The organism is Parabacteroides sp. D25 (assembly GCF_000307475.1).
In the GTDB taxonomy this organism is placed as follows: domain Bacteria; phylum Bacteroidota; class Bacteroidia; order Bacteroidales; family Tannerellaceae; genus Parabacteroides; species Parabacteroides distasonis.
In genome coordinates this window covers 103,225-119,467 of sequence record NZ_JH976509.1, presented here as the reverse complement: position 1 = coordinate 119,467, position 16,243 = coordinate 103,225, and the positions used below count along the sequence as shown (strand labels likewise).

Genomic DNA, 16,243 nt, shown 5'->3' with positions numbered 1-16,243 from the left:
GGACACATATGGCAAAAGAAGAAAATTTGTTCGAAGAAAAAGCGAAAGAAGAAGGTGGTAAACCAGCCGCTAACACGGATAAGCTAAAGGCTTTACGTGCGGCAATGGATAAAATCGAGAAGAACTACGGAAAAGGTTCGATCATGAAACTAGGCGATGAAAACATCGAGGATATCGAGGTGATACCGACAGGCTCTATCGCTTTAAACGCAGCGCTGGGCGTAGGCGGATATCCGAAAGGACGTATCGTCGAGATCTATGGTCCGGAATCTTCCGGTAAGACAACCATAGCGATCCATGCGATCGCCGAGGCTCAGAAAAAAGGAGGTATCGCCGCATTTATCGATGCGGAGCATGCTTTTGACCGTTTCTATGCTGAAAAGTTAGGCGTTGATGTAGAGAACCTATGGATCTCCCAGCCGGATAACGGTGAGCAGGCCTTGGAAATAGCCGAGCAGTTGATCCGTTCATCCGCCGTAGATATCATTGTTATCGACTCCGTAGCCGCTTTGACTCCTAAAGCTGAGATTGAGGGCGATATGGGAGACAGCAAGATGGGTCTGCAAGCTCGCTTAATGTCGCAAGCCCTTCGTAAATTGACAGCTGCGATCAATAAGACGAATACGACCTGTATCTTCATCAACCAATTGCGTGATAAGATCGGCGTAATGTTCGGGAACCCGGAAACGACGACTGGTGGTAATGCGTTGAAGTTCTACGCCTCAGTCCGTTTGGATATCCGTAGTATTGGAAAGCTGAAAGATGGTGACGAGATCAAGGGTAACCAAGTGCGTGTGAAAGTCATAAAAAACAAGGTGGCTCCTCCATTCCGCAAGGCAGAGTTCGATATCATGTTCGGTCAAGGTATCTCCCGTTCCGGAGAGATCATCGATCTTGGCTCTGAACTGAATATCATCAAGAAGAGCGGTTCGTGGTACAGCTACAATGATACCAAATTGGGACAAGGTCGTGATGCGGCAAAACAATGTGTCGAGGACAATCCCGAATTGGCAGACGAATTATCCGAATTAATATTTGAGGCATTAAAAGCCAACAAGTAATTTGCGGGGGCGGGCACCCCCCGCCCCTATACGAAATTGTAATGAGTAATAAAGACAAATATCGTTTACTTTGCAATACTGAAAAAAATATACCGATCTTCTCACATGACTGGTGGTTGGATACGGTTTGCGGAGAAAAAAAATGGGATGTCTTGCTTATAGAACAAAAGGGAAAGATACAGGCAACCCTCCCCCTTTACGTCCCCCATTCCGATATTGTCTCAATGCCTTCTTACACCCAAACAATGGGCCCTTGGTTCACCGCAAGTTCCTCCGACACGAAATATACGACCGAGTTAGGACGACGTCAAGAACTATGCAAACAATTCACGGAAGAACTAAAACGCTATCCGCACTTCCTGCAAAATTTCAATTATGACATCACGGATTGGCTTCCGTTTTATTGGGCGGGATATAACCAAACGACACGTTATACCTATTTATTAAAAAATATCCGGGATCATCAAGCGGTATGGGAGAATATGAGCCCCAATATCCGGCGAAATATTACGAAAGCGCAGAATAAATACCATATATCCGTAAAAAAAGGGATTCCTTTGAATGAGTTCCTAGCTGTACAAGCCCAAACATTTGACCGCCAGCATGTACGAATCAAGGAAGACACGAATGTACTGAAAGACTTGATCGCCACTTGCCGACAAAGAGGACAAGGTGATTTATGGGGAGGTTATGACGAGCAAGGCCATTTACATGCGGCCGCTTTCATCGTATGGCAAGATCGATCGGCTTACTATCTCGCTGGAGGAGGAAATCCGGTCTATAGAGGTTCCGGAGCGCAAAGCTACGTCCTGTGGGAATGTCTTCATTTCGTTTCTCAATTTACGACGGTATTTGATTTCGAAGGGTCTATGCTACCCGGAGTAGAACGTTTCTTCCGCGAGTTCGGAGCTATCCAAACCCCATTTTTCACAATATCTAGGGGGAAATTGAGTTTATTAGACAGAGCACGCATTAAACTAAGCAAATGGGTATGAAAAATCGCACTTTACATTATATAATACGTTTTCTTGTAGGAGATGATGTCCCTAGCGAACTGGTGGAAACGATCGGGTACACGGCTGATCCCAATAAATTCGACCGATATAACGTCGTTATCATTCCATCCGGCTTCTTTGATGGACAAACATACGGGACTCCTGCTTCCTTACCGGAACTCCCTTTGCAAGAGGTTCAAGGTATCCCCTTGTTATTCGGCTCGCCGAAAGAGGAATGGGTAAGAGATACATGGGTGGTTCATGCCGATATCATCGCAAGTACTTATTTTCTCATTTCCAGATACGAGGAGATGGTACGGCGTGGACTTCGGGATGAGCATGGAAGATTTCCCGGTAAAGAGTCCTTGCCCTACCGGGCCGGTTTCCTGCATCGTCCGATCGTGGATGAATATCGCATGCTGCTTCATCGTTGGCTACGCCAATCCCGGTTACGTGTACCCGAGGTAAAAAAGCAAATCCGGAAGATCTACCTCACGCACGACGTAGATTCTCCGACTCTATATCGTTCGTGGAAAGGTTTGATACGGTCTATTAGAGATAGAAGAGGTTTATATAAATCCTTTCAAGGTAAATTCGGTACCCTTGAGAAAGACCCGTTTTATACCTTCCCTTGGTTTTTCCGCCAGAATAGTATCCTTCAGGATTTGATCGGGAAGGAACAATGTCACCCTATCCTATTTATCCGGAACGGGGGGAAAGCCAAGCACGACAAACCTCATTACGATTTGAGGAATAAAGATATTCGTAAATTGATAAAAAGTGCTCTAGAGCATAATGTAACTATTGGTTTGCATAGTAGCTACCAAGCGGGTACGACTCCCAGCCTTATCCGGAAAGAGAAAACCGGTCTGGAAGATCATATCGGTAAAAATGTTCGGTTCAACCGTCATCATTTCTTGGCTATCCGGGAACCGGAAGATATGGACCAAATAGAGGCTGCTGGGGTTACGGACGATTTCACCATGGGGTATGCCGATGTCTCCGGATTCCGGTTAGGGACTTGCTACCCGGTTCGTTGGATCAATCCGATCACCCGCCGGCTATCTCCTCTCCGACTACATCCGCTTATTATAATGGATTGTACCCTAGAGGAGGAAAAATATATGGGACTGGATTTTGACAGGGCTTTAACCTATTGCCGGAATTTAGTGGAACAAGTAAATAATGTAGGAGGTGAATTGGTTTTACTATGGCATAATGACTCCGTACAAGAAGGGTCCGGAAGTTATTTACGTAAATTATACGCCCAGCTATTAAAAGAATTAGCGAAGCAGTGAAAACAACAAAATCCCTGTATTCAAATAAATCAGAAAGAATGATTACTAATTGTAAAAATATTTTAGTCCTCGCCCCTCATACGGATGATGGGGAACTTGGGTTGGGGGGAACTATCTCACGCCTGATAGAAGATGGTAAAAAAGTGACCTATGTGGCTTTCTCCACCGCACAGCAATCGGTTCCCGAAGGTTTTCCGAAAGATATCTTGAAGACAGAGGTCAAGCAAGCGACCCAGACCTTAGGTATAGAACCGGGAAACCTAATCATATACAATTACGAAGTAAGAAAACTGGGATACGCAAGACAAGAGATATTAGAGGAGTTAATACGCCTGAAAAAAGTATCCGATTTTGACCTAGTCTTCATCCCTAGCTTGCACGACATCCACCAAGATCATACGACGATCGCCCAAGAGGGTCTACGAGCGTTCAAAAACACGAATATATTAGGTTATGAGTTAATCTGGAACAACCTGACATTCAATACACAATGTTTTGTAAGGCTGGAAGAGCGCCATATCGACGCAAAGGTAGAATCATTGAAAGCCTATAAATCGCAAGGAGCGAGAGATTATCTATCCAAGGACTTTATCTATTCATTAGCAAGAGCACGGGGCGTCCAAGCAGGATGTACCTATGCGGAAGCGTTTGAAGTCATTCGTCTATTCTTATAACCCTGATTGAATCCATGAATAAACTCCTTATCATATGTGATATGTTCCCACCCGCTTTCGCCCCCAGAATGGGATATCTATGCAAATATTTGACACGCATGGGATGGGAAGTTACCGTAGTGACAGAATACATAGAAGACAATACATTCGAATTCCTTACGGGGTATGCGGACGTGTATTGCGTCCGCTACTACAAAGCATCAGGAAAGATCTCAAAGCATATCGAATGGATGTGGGTCATGTTTCTAGACATCTTGTTTGGTTATAAAGACATGAAAATAATCAACGCATGTATTCCCTTAATAAAGACCAACCAGTACAAAGGAATATTGTGTAGCACATACCGTACCTTTCCTTTAACCGCCGCCAAGACGTTAGCGATCCATACCAACCTCCCTTTCGTCGTGGATTTACGAGATATTATCGAGCAATACGCCTCCAACGAATATATATCGCATAAATTCCATACATTTTCATGGCTAGACGCATTCATCACAAAGCGATTTCGCAAACGGTTACTTAGAAAGCGGAATAACGCTTTGGAGGTAGCGGATTGTGTCACGACCGTATCGCCTTGGCACGTGGAGGTACTTAAACAATATAATCCCAATGTAAAACTGATTTATAACGGATTCGATCCCGAGTTGTTCTATCCGCAACAAATCAAGACCTCCCGGTTTATCATTACCTATACCGGACGGTTGTTAAGTTTAGCGATCCGAAATCCGGAGTTATTATTTGCGGCCATCGCCCGTCTTACGGAGGACAAGGTCATTATCCCCGAAACTTTTCGAGTTGTATGGTATACCGATCAAGAGTCCCGCTCCATCATCCGCCAAGAGGCCGAACAACATGGGGTGCAATCTTTCATGGATTACCATGAGTATGTACCGGCATCCGATATTCCCCTCATCTTGAACAAAAGCTCGGTGCTGCTTTCCTTGACGAATAAGTTTGACACGTCTGGTCCAAAAGGCTTCATGACAACTAAGTTCTTTGAATCGCTTGCGGTAGAAAAACCCATCTTATGCGTACAGAGTGACGAGGCTTACCTCGCCGAAGCCATCAAGGAGACCCATTCCGGACTGGCCGCAACCCGGGTAGACGAGGTGTACGATTTCTTGAAACATTACTATGAGGAATGGCAGGAAAAAGGATATACGACCTCGCCCGTCAATCGGGATAAGCTATCGAATTATTCCCGGAAAGAGCAAGCTAGCCAATTTGCGCGTATATTTGAGGAGATTTAAGCAGATGGATAAATACCTCAACATAGTATCGTTCAATATACCTTATCCCGCCAATTACGGAGGGGTCATTGATGTGTATTATAAACTGGAGGCCTTGCATGCATGCGGCGTGAAACTCATATTACATTGTTTCGAATATGAACGTCCGCACGCACCGGAATTAGAAAGCATTTGCGACAAGGTTTTCTATTATAAACGCCGTACCGGGGTAATCGCTAATTTAACATGGCTCCCTTACAATGTATATAGCCGTAAAGATCATCGCTTGATCGAGAATCTTTTACAAAATGATTACCCGATCTTATTTGAGGGCCTCCACTCCTGCTATTATATGGACGATCCCCGTTTAAGAAACCGGATGAAGATATTCCGGGAGTGCAATATCGAGCACGATTATTATCGCCACTTGGCAAAGTCTGGCAAAGGATTGGTTCGCAATGCCTTTTTCAAGATCGAGGCCATGCGCTTCCAAGCCTATCAGAAAGTAGCACAGTACGCAAATCTGATAATCGCCGTATCCACGACAGACGCAGACTATTTACGAAAACAATTTCCCAATCAAAGGATCGAGTTCGTTCCTTGTTTCCACGAGAATAACCGGATTACGGCCAAACCGGGAAAATCCGATTATATTTTATATCATGGCAAGTTATCCGTTATCGAGAATGAGCGAGCCGTGTTATTTCTCACCAAGCATGTTTTCAGCCAATTAAAACATACCTGCATAATAGCGGGCATGAACCCGACCCGTTTGATACGAGAGGCAGCCGCTCCTTACCCACATATAAAAGTAGAAGCAAATCCCAGTAAGGAACGTATGGACGCATTGATCCACAACGCACAAATTCATATGCTAATCACATTTCAAGATACCGGCCTAAAACTAAAGCTTTTGAACAGCTTATTCGCCGGAAGGCATACGATTGTCAATCATCTCATGCTAGCGGGTAGCGGATTAGATCCTTTATGCCATATCGCCGATACGCCGGATGAGATGATACGGGCTTGCGAACAATTAATGGCCCTACCTATAGATAAAGAGGCGATAGATAAACGAAAACAATTATTGTTCCCTGCTTTTTCTAATGAAGATCAGGGGATACGTTTATACAAGATGATATATGATGAAAGAGAATAGAAGTGATTTATTACATACATTAACCGAACGTTTGAAAGCGATCGACTATAATAAATTACCTATCAGCGATTATAATAAGCGATACATCGGCAACTTAAAGCCGGCGTTAAGCTATTTCATGCATATATACGCAGATTGCCTACAAAGAGGACTTCAAGCGATACAAACCCCTATCTCCGATGTCACGCTAATCGATTATGGAGGAGGAACCGGCTTCCTTAGTATTCTGGCGAAATCCATAGGAATAGGACAAGTTATTTATATTGATCTTAACCCATCTTCCGTGGAGACGATCCAGCTATTGAAACAAATAATAGGAATAGGCCCCGATACCATACTCCATGGAGATTCAGATGTTCTTGCGGACTGGTGCGCAAGGAACAAAGTCTCCCCCCAACTTTTAATCGCTACGGACCTGATAGAACATGTCTATGATTTATCTTTGTTCTTCAAGGATTTAATCCATATAAACGATTCCATGTATCTACTATTCACGACAGCCTCTACACCATTCAACCCGTATGTCCAACAACGGTTACATAAGATGATGATCGGATGCGAAAGTGGATCTTTGGAATCCCCCAACTATTATACATTACGAGAGCAATTCATAACGAAACTTTGCCCGGCTTTCTCCCCAAAAGAAGTAGAGACATGGGCCCGGCAGACTAGAGGCTTGACCTATCCCGATATCCAAAAAGCGATCGAGAAAAAGAGTTTACCAAGCCCGGAAGACCCATACAATACTTGCGATCCGGCTACAGGTAATTGGGCCGAACGAATCCTTCCCATACAGACTTATGAGGACTTATTGGCACCCTACCAGTTCAAGCTTAAAGTAGAGAAAGGATTTTATAACGCAGACCGAAACAACCCAGTTCTTTCTTTGATATGCAAAGGTATCAACGCATTGATCCGCAACAGCGGCTCCTTTGGTTTTCTATTGGCACCATTCATCATTCTCTCCTGCGGCAAGGAGCGAGCAGATGCCATCTAGAACATATTCACGGGTCAAGTCCTCTGCTTTCAAGATTTGGTCGTTCCACTGCAATAAATCAATATCTATCGGCACACGCCCACAAGATTTATCTTCCGGCTTACGGCCGATGCAGCATTCTATATCTTTCAAGACATCCTTTATTCGCGCCGGACTCTCCTCGCTATACAAAACAGCCACTCGATTCAAAAATGTAGTTGATAATGGACAATCGATCGGTTCCGTATAAACTGGCTGAGAAAACTGTATAAAAACAAAATGAGCACGCAGCATCTCCGCCGCGCGCTCCATATTTTTCTCTTTATCCCAATTAGAGCCTAAGCACAATAGAACCCGGTTTCGTTTATTCTCCATCTCCGGCTAAAAGCGTTTAGTCATTCTTATGATTATTCAAGAATGTATTGATAAAACCGATCAACTTCACGAAAGAAGCGGAAAATTGTCCGGTATCGCTATTACGGATAGAGATAAATTTCTCCTTACCTTCCGTGGTAAATGAAACCTGATACATGATATCCCCTAAATCCCGGTTCGTCTCCTCCTCAAAGCCATAAGAGTCTTTCATCTTAAAGAAATTACATTTTTGCAGAATCGGTTTTAAAGAAGCAAACTCCTCGTCAGTCAATGTCCCCTCCATAATTTTAGGATCTCGTTTCTTGGCGAAATTATCCATATAATAATTATACTCCTCGATACGGAATGTCTTGTCACTATCAAACAGAACCATTAGTTTGTAGTTATCTACACTTTCCATACTATAACTAAAAGAGAAATCCTTCAATTCTTTTTTACAGCCTGTAAAACAAGCAGACAGAAGAACCAATAAGGTGGTGAACAAAGTAATTCGTAGTTTCATTTGTCTAAAGTTGAAATTTGTGGCACAAACATACATAAAATACTCGAAAAACAACCCATGGAAATAAAAAAATACCTATTAGTTGGTATTGGTGGTACGAAGTTTTCAAGCTACCTTCGCGTAACATTTAATAGGACATGAGATTATCAGAACTTCGCACAGGCGATAAAGGTGTTATAGTAAAGGTAATGGGTCGCGGAGCTTTCCGCAAACGCATTATCGAGATGGGATTTATCAGAGGGAAAGAAGTGATCGTTATACAAAACGCTCCGCTCAAAGACCCTATTCACTATCGTGTAATGGGATATGATGTCTCATTGCGACGCTCGGACGCCGCATTGATCGAAGTCGTTAGCGCGGCGGATTTCGAGAAGGAACAAGCTACCTCGGTACAAGATACGAACAGGAGTGCAGACTCTTTTATCCTGCCTTCCGGCAATGAATTGCAAGCCATCGCATTACATAAAGGAAAAACAATTAACGTAGCCTTGGTTGGTAATCCGAACTGCGGAAAGACCTCTCTTTTCAATTTCGCATCCGGAGCACATGAGCATGTGGGTAACTATAGCGGCGTGACCGTAGATGCCAAGGAAGGAACCTTCCAACAGAATGGCTATACATTCCGCATCGTAGATTTACCGGGTACTTACTCCCTATCCGCTTACACGCCGGAAGAATTATACGTGCGTAAGCATTTGAATGAAGAGCAACCAGACGTGGTGATCAATGTTATCGACGCATCCAATCTGGAGCGAAACCTATATTTGACCGCCCAACTGATCGATATGGACGTTCGCATGGTAATCGCCTTAAACATGTATGATGAGCTGGAACGCCATGGTAATAAATTCGATCATGAGTCCTTAGCGAAAATGATCGGGGCACCGATTATCCCGACCGTAAGTAAAACAGGCTTTGGCATAGAGGATTTGTTTAACCGTGTAATCAAGGTATACGAAGAAGAAGATCCTGTCATCCGTCATATCCATATTAATTACGGAGAGTCTTTAGAGAAAGGGATCAGCAACGTTAGGAAGACCTTGAAAAATAGCGTGGATATACCCAAAAGCTTGTCAAAGCGCTATCTATCTATCAAGCTATTAGAGGGAGACCGGGAGATAGAGACATTTATAAAAACGCTGCCCGGTGCCGAAACGATCTTCCAAGAAAGAGACCGTAATACAGCCCTAATAGAAAAGTTATTGCAAGAGGATTGTGAGACCGCATTCACGAACGCACGCTATGGCTTTATTTCCGGAGCGTTGCGTGAGACTTACGAACAAAATATGATCAAAGAGGCAACGAGTACGCAGATCATCGATCTATTCGTCACGCATAAAGTCTTAGGCTTCCCTATCTTTATCCTATTCATGTGGATCATGTTCGAGGCCACTTTCCGTTTGGGAGGCTATCCGATGGAATGGATAGAGGCATTGGTCGAGGTGATCGGTAATTTCGTGCGCAACCATATGTCGGAAGGACCTTTGAAGGATCTTCTCGTGGATGGTATCATCGGTGGCGTGGGAGGTGTTATCGTGTTCCTGCCGAATATCTTGATTCTGTATATGTTCATATCGTTCATGGAAGACTCCGGATATATGGCACGTGCGGCTTTTATCATGGATAAGATCATGCATAAGATGGGACTGCATGGAAAGTCGTTCATCCCTTTAGTGATGGGATTCGGTTGTAATGTTCCTGCTATCATGGCCTCCCGTACGATAGAGAGCCGTAATAGCCGGATGATAACGATGTTGGTAAATCCGTTGATGAGCTGTAGCGCCCGCCTGCCGGTTTATGTATTGCTGACCGGGGCGTTTTTCCCGAAGAACGCCAGCTTTGTGTTATTAGCTTTATATGTATCCGGAATCTTGCTGGCAGTTATCATGGCCCGTCTTTTCAAACGCTTCCTGTTTAACGAGGAGGATGTTCCTTTCGTAATGGAACTCCCCCCCTACCGGATGCCTACCGGCAAATCCATCATGATCCATATGTGGGAGAAAGCGAAACAATACTTGCACAAGATGGGAGGTATCATCTTGGTCGCTTCTATCATCATCTGGTTCCTTGGGTATTTCCCCAGACATTCGGAGAGCGGAGATCAGTTTGATCGCCAGATAGCGGAGATCGAAAATACGGAGTTGGATTCTCAAGAAAAAACAGATACGATAGAGGAGTTAGAACGCTTGAAGGCAATCGACCACCAACAAAATTCGTATATCGGGCGTATCGGCCAGACGATTCAACCGATCTTGGCTCCTTTAGGATTCGATTGGAAAATGAGTGTAAGCCTACTTACCGGTATGGCGGCGAAAGAAGTTGTTGTCAGCACGTTAAGCGTATTATACACGGGGAATGCCGATGATGACAGCCAAGCCCTGTCGGAGCGTTTGAAGCAAGACCGTAACGCGGAAGGTAATTTGGTATTCACACCGCTCATAGCGATTAGCTTAATGCTTTTCGTCTTGATTTATTTTCCGTGCATAGCGACTATATCGGCTATTGTCAACGAGTCTGGCTCATGGAAATGGGGTATATTCGTTATCATTTATACTTGTGTCCTAGCATGGATCGTTTCTTTCATTGTTTATCAAACGGGAAATTTCTTTGTGGGTTTATTTTGCTAAGAACTTTCCTATGTTTTATTTAGTTATATATAGGAGGTAAATTTATAGGTATGTGGCAAGATATAGCAGTTTACGTTATTGGTATCTCGATTATCGGATATATCGCATATAAGGTTTATCGAATGTTCGCCGCCCCCAAATCCAAAGACCCTTGTTGCGGATGTAGTGGGTGTTCGTTAAAGAAAGAATTGATGAAATAGACAATGGGGTTGAGTCAAGCAAAGAATTGCAACACAGCCCCATAACTTATTTCCAACCAAAAGGTCTTTACCGACCTATGCAATGATAAATAAAACCGGCCTCCTCCAATTCTGCCTTATCATAGATATTACGTCCATCCAAGATTAAAGGCGTAGCCATTAATTTCTTAATAACAGACCAAGAAGGCATACGGAATTCTTTCCATTCAGTAACCAACAATAGTGCATCCGCATCTATCACAGCCTCATATATATCTTTAACATAAGAAATCACATCTTCAGGCAAACGTCTTTGAGCCTCAGGTATAGCCACTGGATCATAAGCCGAAACCAGACATCCGGCGTTTCTTAACTTTTCGATCAAAACCAATGAAGGAGCCTCTCGCATATCATCTGTCTCCGGCTTAAACGCCAACCCCCATAAAGCGATACGCTTGCCTTTAATATCCCCGTTAAAATGCTTCACCAACTTACGAAACAATATTGACTTCTGCTCTTCATTTACAGCCTCTACCGCTTCCAATATACGCATCTGATAACCACTATCGGCAGCGGTCTTCATAAGCGCCTTGACATCTTTCGGGAAACAAGAACCTCCATATCCGCAACCCGCATACAGAAAACGACTACCGATACGAGCATCCGTTCCAATCCCTTTACGCACCATATTTACGTCAGCACCGACAATCTCACACAAATTAGCGATATCATTCATAAAACTGATACGAGTCGCCAACATTGCGTTTGCCGCATATTTAGTCATTTCAGCGGAAGGAACATCCATAAAAATCACCCGGAAATTATTCAGTAAAAACGGACGATATAACTTTGACATCAATTTCTCGGCACGCTCGGATTCCACTCCTACAACTACACGGTCCGGACTCATAAAATCCTTTACCGCAGCCCCTTCCTTCAAGAACTCAGGGTTAGAAGCAATATCGAACTCTATATTTACATTCCGTTTAATTTGCTCATTTTTAATAGCTTGCTTTACCTTTTGGGCAGTACCAACAGGAACCGTGCTTTTAGTAACGACCAAAATATATTTATTCATATATCTTCCCACGGTCCGAGCAACCTCCAGCACATATTTCAAGTCCGCACTTCCATCCTCATCTGGAGGCGTCCCCACTGCGGAAAACAAGACTTCCACCTCATCCAGACATTCTTTTAACTCGGTAGTAAAATGCAAACGTCCCGCCTGCATATTACGAGCCACCAATTCATCCAAACCCGGCTCATAAATGGGAACGATGCCTTTCTTCAGATTATCGATCTTATTTTTATCCACATCTACACAAAACACCTCTGTACCCATTTCCGCAAAACACGTACCTGTTACCAAGCCTACATAGCCTGTTCCAACTATTGCTATTTTCATAATTCCCTTTGTTTCTCAAAATATCTTAAAAACGTATGCAAATGTACAATAATTCAGAGAAATCCGCTATCATAAATATACAAATTGAAAAAAATCATATATTCGTCTGTTTTTAAAGAAATAACTGTTAACTTTGTATTCGATTTCCCTTTAATAGAGGGAAATCTTACATTGTTAAACAAACGGAGAAATCAACAATAATAGATTCACCCGTCCGTTATTATTGCAGGTACAGTTTGACAGTAAAGAAAAATAAGGAAGAGAGCATGACTAAAGTTTGTTTCTTGGTATCATCATTATGCAACGAAGGCCCGGTTAATGTTATGTATAACATTATCCAATATATGGACTTCTCCAAGTTCAAGGTATCTATCATTACTTTCATACCAGAGAAAAAAACTACCCGAATTAAGGATTTCCAGAAGTATCCGCTTTCGATTCATCAATTGGCACCAGAAACACCTCTTAATCCATTCGCTTTATTCACGGCACTAAAACAAGAGGTAAAATTGATCAATCCGGATATGCTTCATGCGCATTGTCCGCGTTCATTATATTTAATGTGCTTTTTACCTCGAAAGTATAAACGAATCTATACGATTCATATCTATCCGGGACTGCAGCAGCAGATATTATATGGAAAATTTAAAGGAGATATCGTCAATCAACTGAACCATTTCTTCACCCGAAAAGTAGATCTCCCCATAGGTTGCTCTGAAAGTGTAGGAAAACTCTATAAAGAAAATAAAGGTTGGGACATCTCTTGCATACCCAATGGATCTTCGTTACCCATCTGGAATTGCGATCCGATTTATCGGCAAAAGCTAAGAAAAGATTTAGGACTAAAAGACGATATCCGATATTTTATTTTTATCGGGCGCTTCTCAGGAGAGAAGAATCCTGAACTATTAATACGTGCCTTTAAACAAATAGGGGCCAAGCAAGTGGGATTGATCATGCTCGGTGAGGGACCCTTATGGGAAGATTTAAAAAAAGAAGGTGATGACCGGATTCTTTTACCCGGTTTTAAAACGAATGTTTATGATTACTTAATCGCTTCCGATTATTATATTTCAGCCTCAGATGTCGAAGGATTGGCAAACACGCTGTTGGAGAGTATGACAGTAGGATTACCTATGTTACTTTCTGATATACCTTCACACCAAGAGGTGCTATCGAAGATGAGCGTCACGACAGGATATATTTTCAACAATAAAGACAGTAATAGTTTATTCGACAAAATAGAAAAAGTGCTCCTGTTAGATCGTACAGAAGTCGCACGAGAAGTACAAGACATATTCCAAAAGCATTATACAGCGAAGAAAATGTCTTTGTCTTATCAAAACGCATATACTAGTTTATGACACCTTATGTATCTATTATAACCATAACAAGGAATCATTTCAAATATATCATGGAGATACTAAATTCGTTGTTCACGACAGGAAGACCATCAGTCCCGCTCGAAGTCATCATCGTAGATAATTGCTCATCTGATGGTACGATTTACTTTTTAAAGAAGAATCGGTTTAAGGTAATAACCCGACCAACAAACTTAATAATGTTATAATAGGTGAAAAATACAATCTATCATCAACAAATAGAACATAAATTGCATCTATAAAATTAAAAATATAATAGGACAAAATGATAATGAAACCAGAAATATCGATTATAACAGTTGGCATGAATCACCTTTCATACGTGAAAGAGATGCTTGCGTCTTTGTATTCAGTAGGAAGTCCATCCGTTTCATTCGAGGTTATTTTTGTTGATAATTGTTCTACTGACGGAACCGCCGATTATATCCGGAACAATTATCCTACCATAAAACTCATTGAGAATCAAAAGAAATATGGTTTTGCCCGAAATAATAATATTGGAGCAAAACATGCTATAGGGAATTATATACTTATATTAAACCCAGACATCATATTAACGCAAGGAGCAATCGACAAATTATACAACTATGCGATAAAACATCCTTCATGTGGAATTGTCGCACCCAAGTTACAAAACCGGGACTGCTCATTGCAATATTCTGCACGTAGATTTCCTTCAATTAAGATTTTGCTAAATCGGGCTCTTACCAAAGGAAATGATAAGTCCGGCAATAAAAATGTTCAAACCTATTTACTGAAGAACCTTCCTATGGACACTCCTACAGAGGTCGATTGGTGTATGGGAGCAGCGTTTTTGATCTCTCACACATTCTACAATGAACTAAAAGGATTTGACGAGAAATTCTTCTTGTATGTAGAAGATATGGATATTTGCTATCGTTGTTGGAAAAAGAATAAGAAGGTAGTCTATTACCCTTTATCCAAAATGACGCATGTTCACCAAAGAAGTAGTCAGCGTCTTAATAAGAAAACGTTAATTCATTTGAAAAGTTTCTTTTATTTCTTTAGGAAAAACAGATTTAAGATCAAATCTGAGGCTCAGCACCTCACAAGTGCACCTCAAAGAGAAAAAGAAACATTTCAGTTACAACCAAAGGTCGTTCCTAGCAAATAAAAAAGATGATACAAGAATTCATAAACAAGCAATTTTATAACTTATTTATTTTCACGTTCATATTTGGATTGGTCCTTTATGGAACGATCGGATTTGATAGTATAGATGAGATATGTGCTTGCATCTTGCTTATCTTATTTATTTTCGCAACATTCAAGACGCCGGATTGGGCTATAAATAAGTCATTTCTAGCGGTAAGCTCTGTTTTCATATTTTATACGATTTATTCGTTTTATATACATAGTAACTCTGCGAAAGGAATCATCTCAGACATGATTATCCAATTTAAACCCTATTTAGCTTTTTTCGCAGTTTATTATCTCTGTCCTGTATTTAGTTCGAAACAGAAAGATTTGATAAAGAAAATCATTCTTATTATATCCTTTTTCATGTTTCTTATAGGATGTGCGTCTCTAGTCTATCCACTCGCCTTCAGGGTAACTGTTGGGCATGTCGCTTATTTCGCCGCTATCATAACCGCATCCTCCCTGCTTTATTATTATTGTAGCGAAGGTGCTAAAATTGATAAGATGATCTTTATCCTTATTTTAGCGATTGGATTATTCTCGGCTCGTTCAAAGTTCTATGGATTTTTTATCATATCTCTGGTCACCGTGATATTCTTCGGGAACATAAGTCGTCTGAAGCTCAATTTCAAGACAATAGCGATAGCCGTATTAAGTCTTGCCGCAATGGTTTTAGCTAGCTGGAAAAAAATGGTCATGTACTTTGGTGTGGGTAAATCCTTGGACAGTGTTCCCGAGGAATTCATGGCCCGTGCCATGCTATACGTCACATCTTTCGAGATTTTCAAGGACTTTTTCCCATTTGGGTCGGGCTTCGCTAGTTTTGCCTCCCACTCCTCTGGCGTTTATTATTCGCCTCTATACGCAAAATACGGTATCGAGAATGTAAAAGGGATCAGTAAAAACAATTATAGTTATATAGCGGACACCTATTATCCCTGTTTAGCTCAATTTGGGATAATAGGCGTATTCTTATATATACTATTTTTCGCCTATATCATACGGAAAGCCTACAAACTATTTCTCTCTACGCAAAAGGAGAAATATTTTATTATACCTTTTCTTATCATCGGGTATCTATTGATTGAGAATATCGCAGATGCCACGTTTACCGGACATCGGGGTTTCTTTATAATGATGTTGTTAGGGCTTGTAATGTCTGAGCAAAAGCACCAATTGTTGGCTAATAAATCAACCTCTCAAAAACAACCCGAATAATA

At 41.8% G+C, this 16,243-nt stretch carries 16 protein-coding genes; 13 read left to right on the top strand and 3 right to left on the bottom strand.

The window, feature by feature from the left end:
* The first annotated feature begins 8 nt into the window (after positions 1-8).
* Genes recA through HMPREF0999_RS19950 form a run of 7 tightly spaced genes read left to right on the top strand, consistent with a single transcriptional unit; the run spans position 9 to position 7,413 of the window.
* Entirely contained in the window at positions 9-1,061 is a 1,053-nt protein-coding gene (gene recA, locus HMPREF0999_RS19980) for a recombinase RecA (RefSeq protein WP_005856173.1), read from the top strand.
* A gap of 41 nt (positions 1,062-1,102) precedes the next feature.
* The gene (locus tag HMPREF0999_RS19975) at positions 1,103-2,056 is read left to right on the top strand and encodes a GNAT family N-acetyltransferase (RefSeq protein ID WP_005856171.1); all 954 of its coding nucleotides are present in this window, start codon (positions 1,103-1,105) and stop codon (positions 2,054-2,056) included.
* Positions 2,047-3,354, top strand: a complete 1,308-nt coding sequence (locus HMPREF0999_RS19970; RefSeq protein ID WP_010184336.1) for a polysaccharide deacetylase family protein — start codon at positions 2,047-2,049, stop codon at positions 3,352-3,354. The genes HMPREF0999_RS19975 and HMPREF0999_RS19970 overlap by 10 nt, the downstream gene beginning before the upstream one ends.
* A gap of 38 nt (positions 3,355-3,392) precedes the next feature.
* A complete protein-coding gene (locus HMPREF0999_RS19965; RefSeq protein ID WP_005856167.1) occupies positions 3,393-4,028 on the top strand; it encodes a PIG-L deacetylase family protein in 636 nt (211 codons plus the stop codon).
* 14 nt (positions 4,029-4,042) lie between these two features.
* Positions 4,043-5,278: a glycosyltransferase gene (locus HMPREF0999_RS19960; protein ID WP_005856164.1), complete on the top strand. Its 1,236-nt coding sequence runs from the start codon at positions 4,043-4,045 to the stop codon at positions 5,276-5,278.
* A 4-nt stretch (positions 5,279-5,282) separates the two neighbouring features.
* Positions 5,283-6,416 (top strand): hypothetical protein, encoded by a 1,134-nt coding sequence (locus tag HMPREF0999_RS19955; protein WP_005856162.1) that lies wholly within the window; start codon positions 5,283-5,285, stop codon positions 6,414-6,416.
* Positions 6,400-7,413 (top strand): class I SAM-dependent methyltransferase, encoded by a 1,014-nt coding sequence (locus HMPREF0999_RS19950; protein WP_005856160.1) that lies wholly within the window; start codon positions 6,400-6,402, stop codon positions 7,411-7,413. Before HMPREF0999_RS19955 ends, HMPREF0999_RS19950 begins: the two co-directional genes overlap by 17 nt.
* On the opposite strand, the gene HMPREF0999_RS19945 is transcribed toward HMPREF0999_RS19950, so the two are convergent.
* Entirely contained in the window at positions 7,357-7,767 is a 411-nt protein-coding gene (locus HMPREF0999_RS19945; protein WP_005856158.1) for a 2-amino-4-hydroxy-6-hydroxymethyldihydropteridine diphosphokinase, read from the bottom strand. The two genes, HMPREF0999_RS19950 and HMPREF0999_RS19945, sit on opposite strands and share 57 nt — an antisense overlap.
* 16 nt (positions 7,768-7,783) lie before the next feature.
* Complete coding sequence (locus HMPREF0999_RS19940) at positions 7,784-8,269, bottom strand: hypothetical protein (protein ID WP_005856155.1); 486 nt, start codon at positions 8,267-8,269, stop codon at positions 7,784-7,786.
* A 137-nt stretch (positions 8,270-8,406) separates the two neighbouring features.
* Between HMPREF0999_RS19940 and feoB the strand changes: the two genes are divergently transcribed.
* Entirely contained in the window at positions 8,407-10,896 is a 2,490-nt protein-coding gene (feoB, locus tag HMPREF0999_RS19935; protein WP_005856152.1) for a ferrous iron transport protein B, read from the top strand.
* Between the two features lie 50 nt (positions 10,897-10,946).
* Positions 10,947-11,096 carry a FeoB-associated Cys-rich membrane protein gene (locus tag HMPREF0999_RS23190; protein ID WP_005856150.1) on the top strand — a complete coding sequence of 50 codons (150 nt, stop codon included), beginning with the start codon at positions 10,947-10,949 and terminating at the stop codon, positions 11,094-11,096.
* Between the two features lie 67 nt (positions 11,097-11,163).
* On the opposite strand, the gene HMPREF0999_RS19930 is transcribed toward HMPREF0999_RS23190, so the two are convergent.
* On the bottom strand, positions 11,164-12,480 hold the full coding sequence (locus HMPREF0999_RS19930; protein ID WP_005856148.1) for a UDP-glucose dehydrogenase family protein: 1,317 nt from the start codon (positions 12,478-12,480) through the stop codon (positions 11,164-11,166).
* Between the two features lie 266 nt (positions 12,481-12,746).
* Here HMPREF0999_RS19930 and HMPREF0999_RS19925 point away from each other — a divergent pair, with 266 nt between their 5' ends.
* The 4 genes from HMPREF0999_RS19925 (at position 12,747) to HMPREF0999_RS19915 (ending at position 16,241) form a co-directional block, all read left to right on the top strand.
* A complete protein-coding gene (locus HMPREF0999_RS19925; RefSeq protein WP_005856146.1) occupies positions 12,747-13,844 on the top strand; it encodes a glycosyltransferase in 1,098 nt (365 codons plus the stop codon).
* Entirely contained in the window at positions 13,841-14,050 is a 210-nt protein-coding gene (locus tag HMPREF0999_RS22170) for a glycosyltransferase family 2 protein (protein WP_005856144.1), read from the top strand. Before HMPREF0999_RS19925 ends, HMPREF0999_RS22170 begins: the two co-directional genes overlap by 4 nt.
* Positions 14,051-14,133: 83 nt before the next feature.
* A complete protein-coding gene (locus tag HMPREF0999_RS19920) occupies positions 14,134-14,997 on the top strand; it encodes a glycosyltransferase family 2 protein (RefSeq protein ID WP_008778269.1) in 864 nt (287 codons plus the stop codon).
* Positions 14,998-15,386: 389 nt separating this feature from the next.
* Positions 15,387-16,241: an O-antigen ligase family protein gene (locus tag HMPREF0999_RS19915; RefSeq protein WP_224202488.1), complete on the top strand. Its 855-nt coding sequence runs from the start codon at positions 15,387-15,389 to the stop codon at positions 16,239-16,241.
* The last annotated feature ends 2 nt before the right edge of the window (positions 16,242-16,243 follow it).

What these genes read in the sequence shown, in the direction of transcription:
- recA (WP_005856173.1), top strand. Translation starts at nt 9, where the DNA reads ATGGCAAAAGAAGAAAATTTGTTCGAAGAAAAAGCGAAAGAAGAAGGT.
- HMPREF0999_RS19975 (WP_005856171.1), top strand. Translation starts at nt 1,103, where the DNA reads ATGAGTAATAAAGACAAATATCGTTTACTTTGCAATACTGAAAAAAAT.
- HMPREF0999_RS19970 (WP_010184336.1), top strand. Translation starts at nt 2,047, where the DNA reads ATGGGTATGAAAAATCGCACTTTACATTATATAATACGTTTTCTTGTA.
- HMPREF0999_RS19965 (WP_005856167.1), top strand. Translation starts at nt 3,393, where the DNA reads ATGATTACTAATTGTAAAAATATTTTAGTCCTCGCCCCTCATACGGAT.
- HMPREF0999_RS19960 (WP_005856164.1), top strand. Translation starts at nt 4,043, where the DNA reads ATGAATAAACTCCTTATCATATGTGATATGTTCCCACCCGCTTTCGCC.
- HMPREF0999_RS19955 (WP_005856162.1), top strand. Translation starts at nt 5,283, where the DNA reads ATGGATAAATACCTCAACATAGTATCGTTCAATATACCTTATCCCGCC.
- HMPREF0999_RS19950 (WP_005856160.1), top strand. Translation starts at nt 6,400, where the DNA reads ATGATGAAAGAGAATAGAAGTGATTTATTACATACATTAACCGAACGT.
- HMPREF0999_RS19945 (WP_005856158.1), bottom strand. Translation starts at nt 7,767, where the DNA reads ATGGAGAATAAACGAAACCGGGTTCTATTGTGCTTAGGCTCTAATTGG.
- HMPREF0999_RS19940 (WP_005856155.1), bottom strand. Translation starts at nt 8,269, where the DNA reads ATGAAACTACGAATTACTTTGTTCACCACCTTATTGGTTCTTCTGTCT.
- feoB (WP_005856152.1), top strand. Translation starts at nt 8,407, where the DNA reads ATGAGATTATCAGAACTTCGCACAGGCGATAAAGGTGTTATAGTAAAG.
- HMPREF0999_RS23190 (WP_005856150.1), top strand. Translation starts at nt 10,947, where the DNA reads ATGTGGCAAGATATAGCAGTTTACGTTATTGGTATCTCGATTATCGGA.
- HMPREF0999_RS19930 (WP_005856148.1), bottom strand. Translation starts at nt 12,480, where the DNA reads ATGAAAATAGCAATAGTTGGAACAGGCTATGTAGGCTTGGTAACAGGT.
- HMPREF0999_RS19925 (WP_005856146.1), top strand. Translation starts at nt 12,747, where the DNA reads ATGACTAAAGTTTGTTTCTTGGTATCATCATTATGCAACGAAGGCCCG.
- HMPREF0999_RS22170 (WP_005856144.1), top strand. Translation starts at nt 13,841, where the DNA reads ATGACACCTTATGTATCTATTATAACCATAACAAGGAATCATTTCAAA.
- HMPREF0999_RS19920 (WP_008778269.1), top strand. Translation starts at nt 14,134, where the DNA reads ATGAAACCAGAAATATCGATTATAACAGTTGGCATGAATCACCTTTCA.
- HMPREF0999_RS19915 (WP_224202488.1), top strand. Translation starts at nt 15,387, where the DNA reads ATGTTTCTTATAGGATGTGCGTCTCTAGTCTATCCACTCGCCTTCAGG.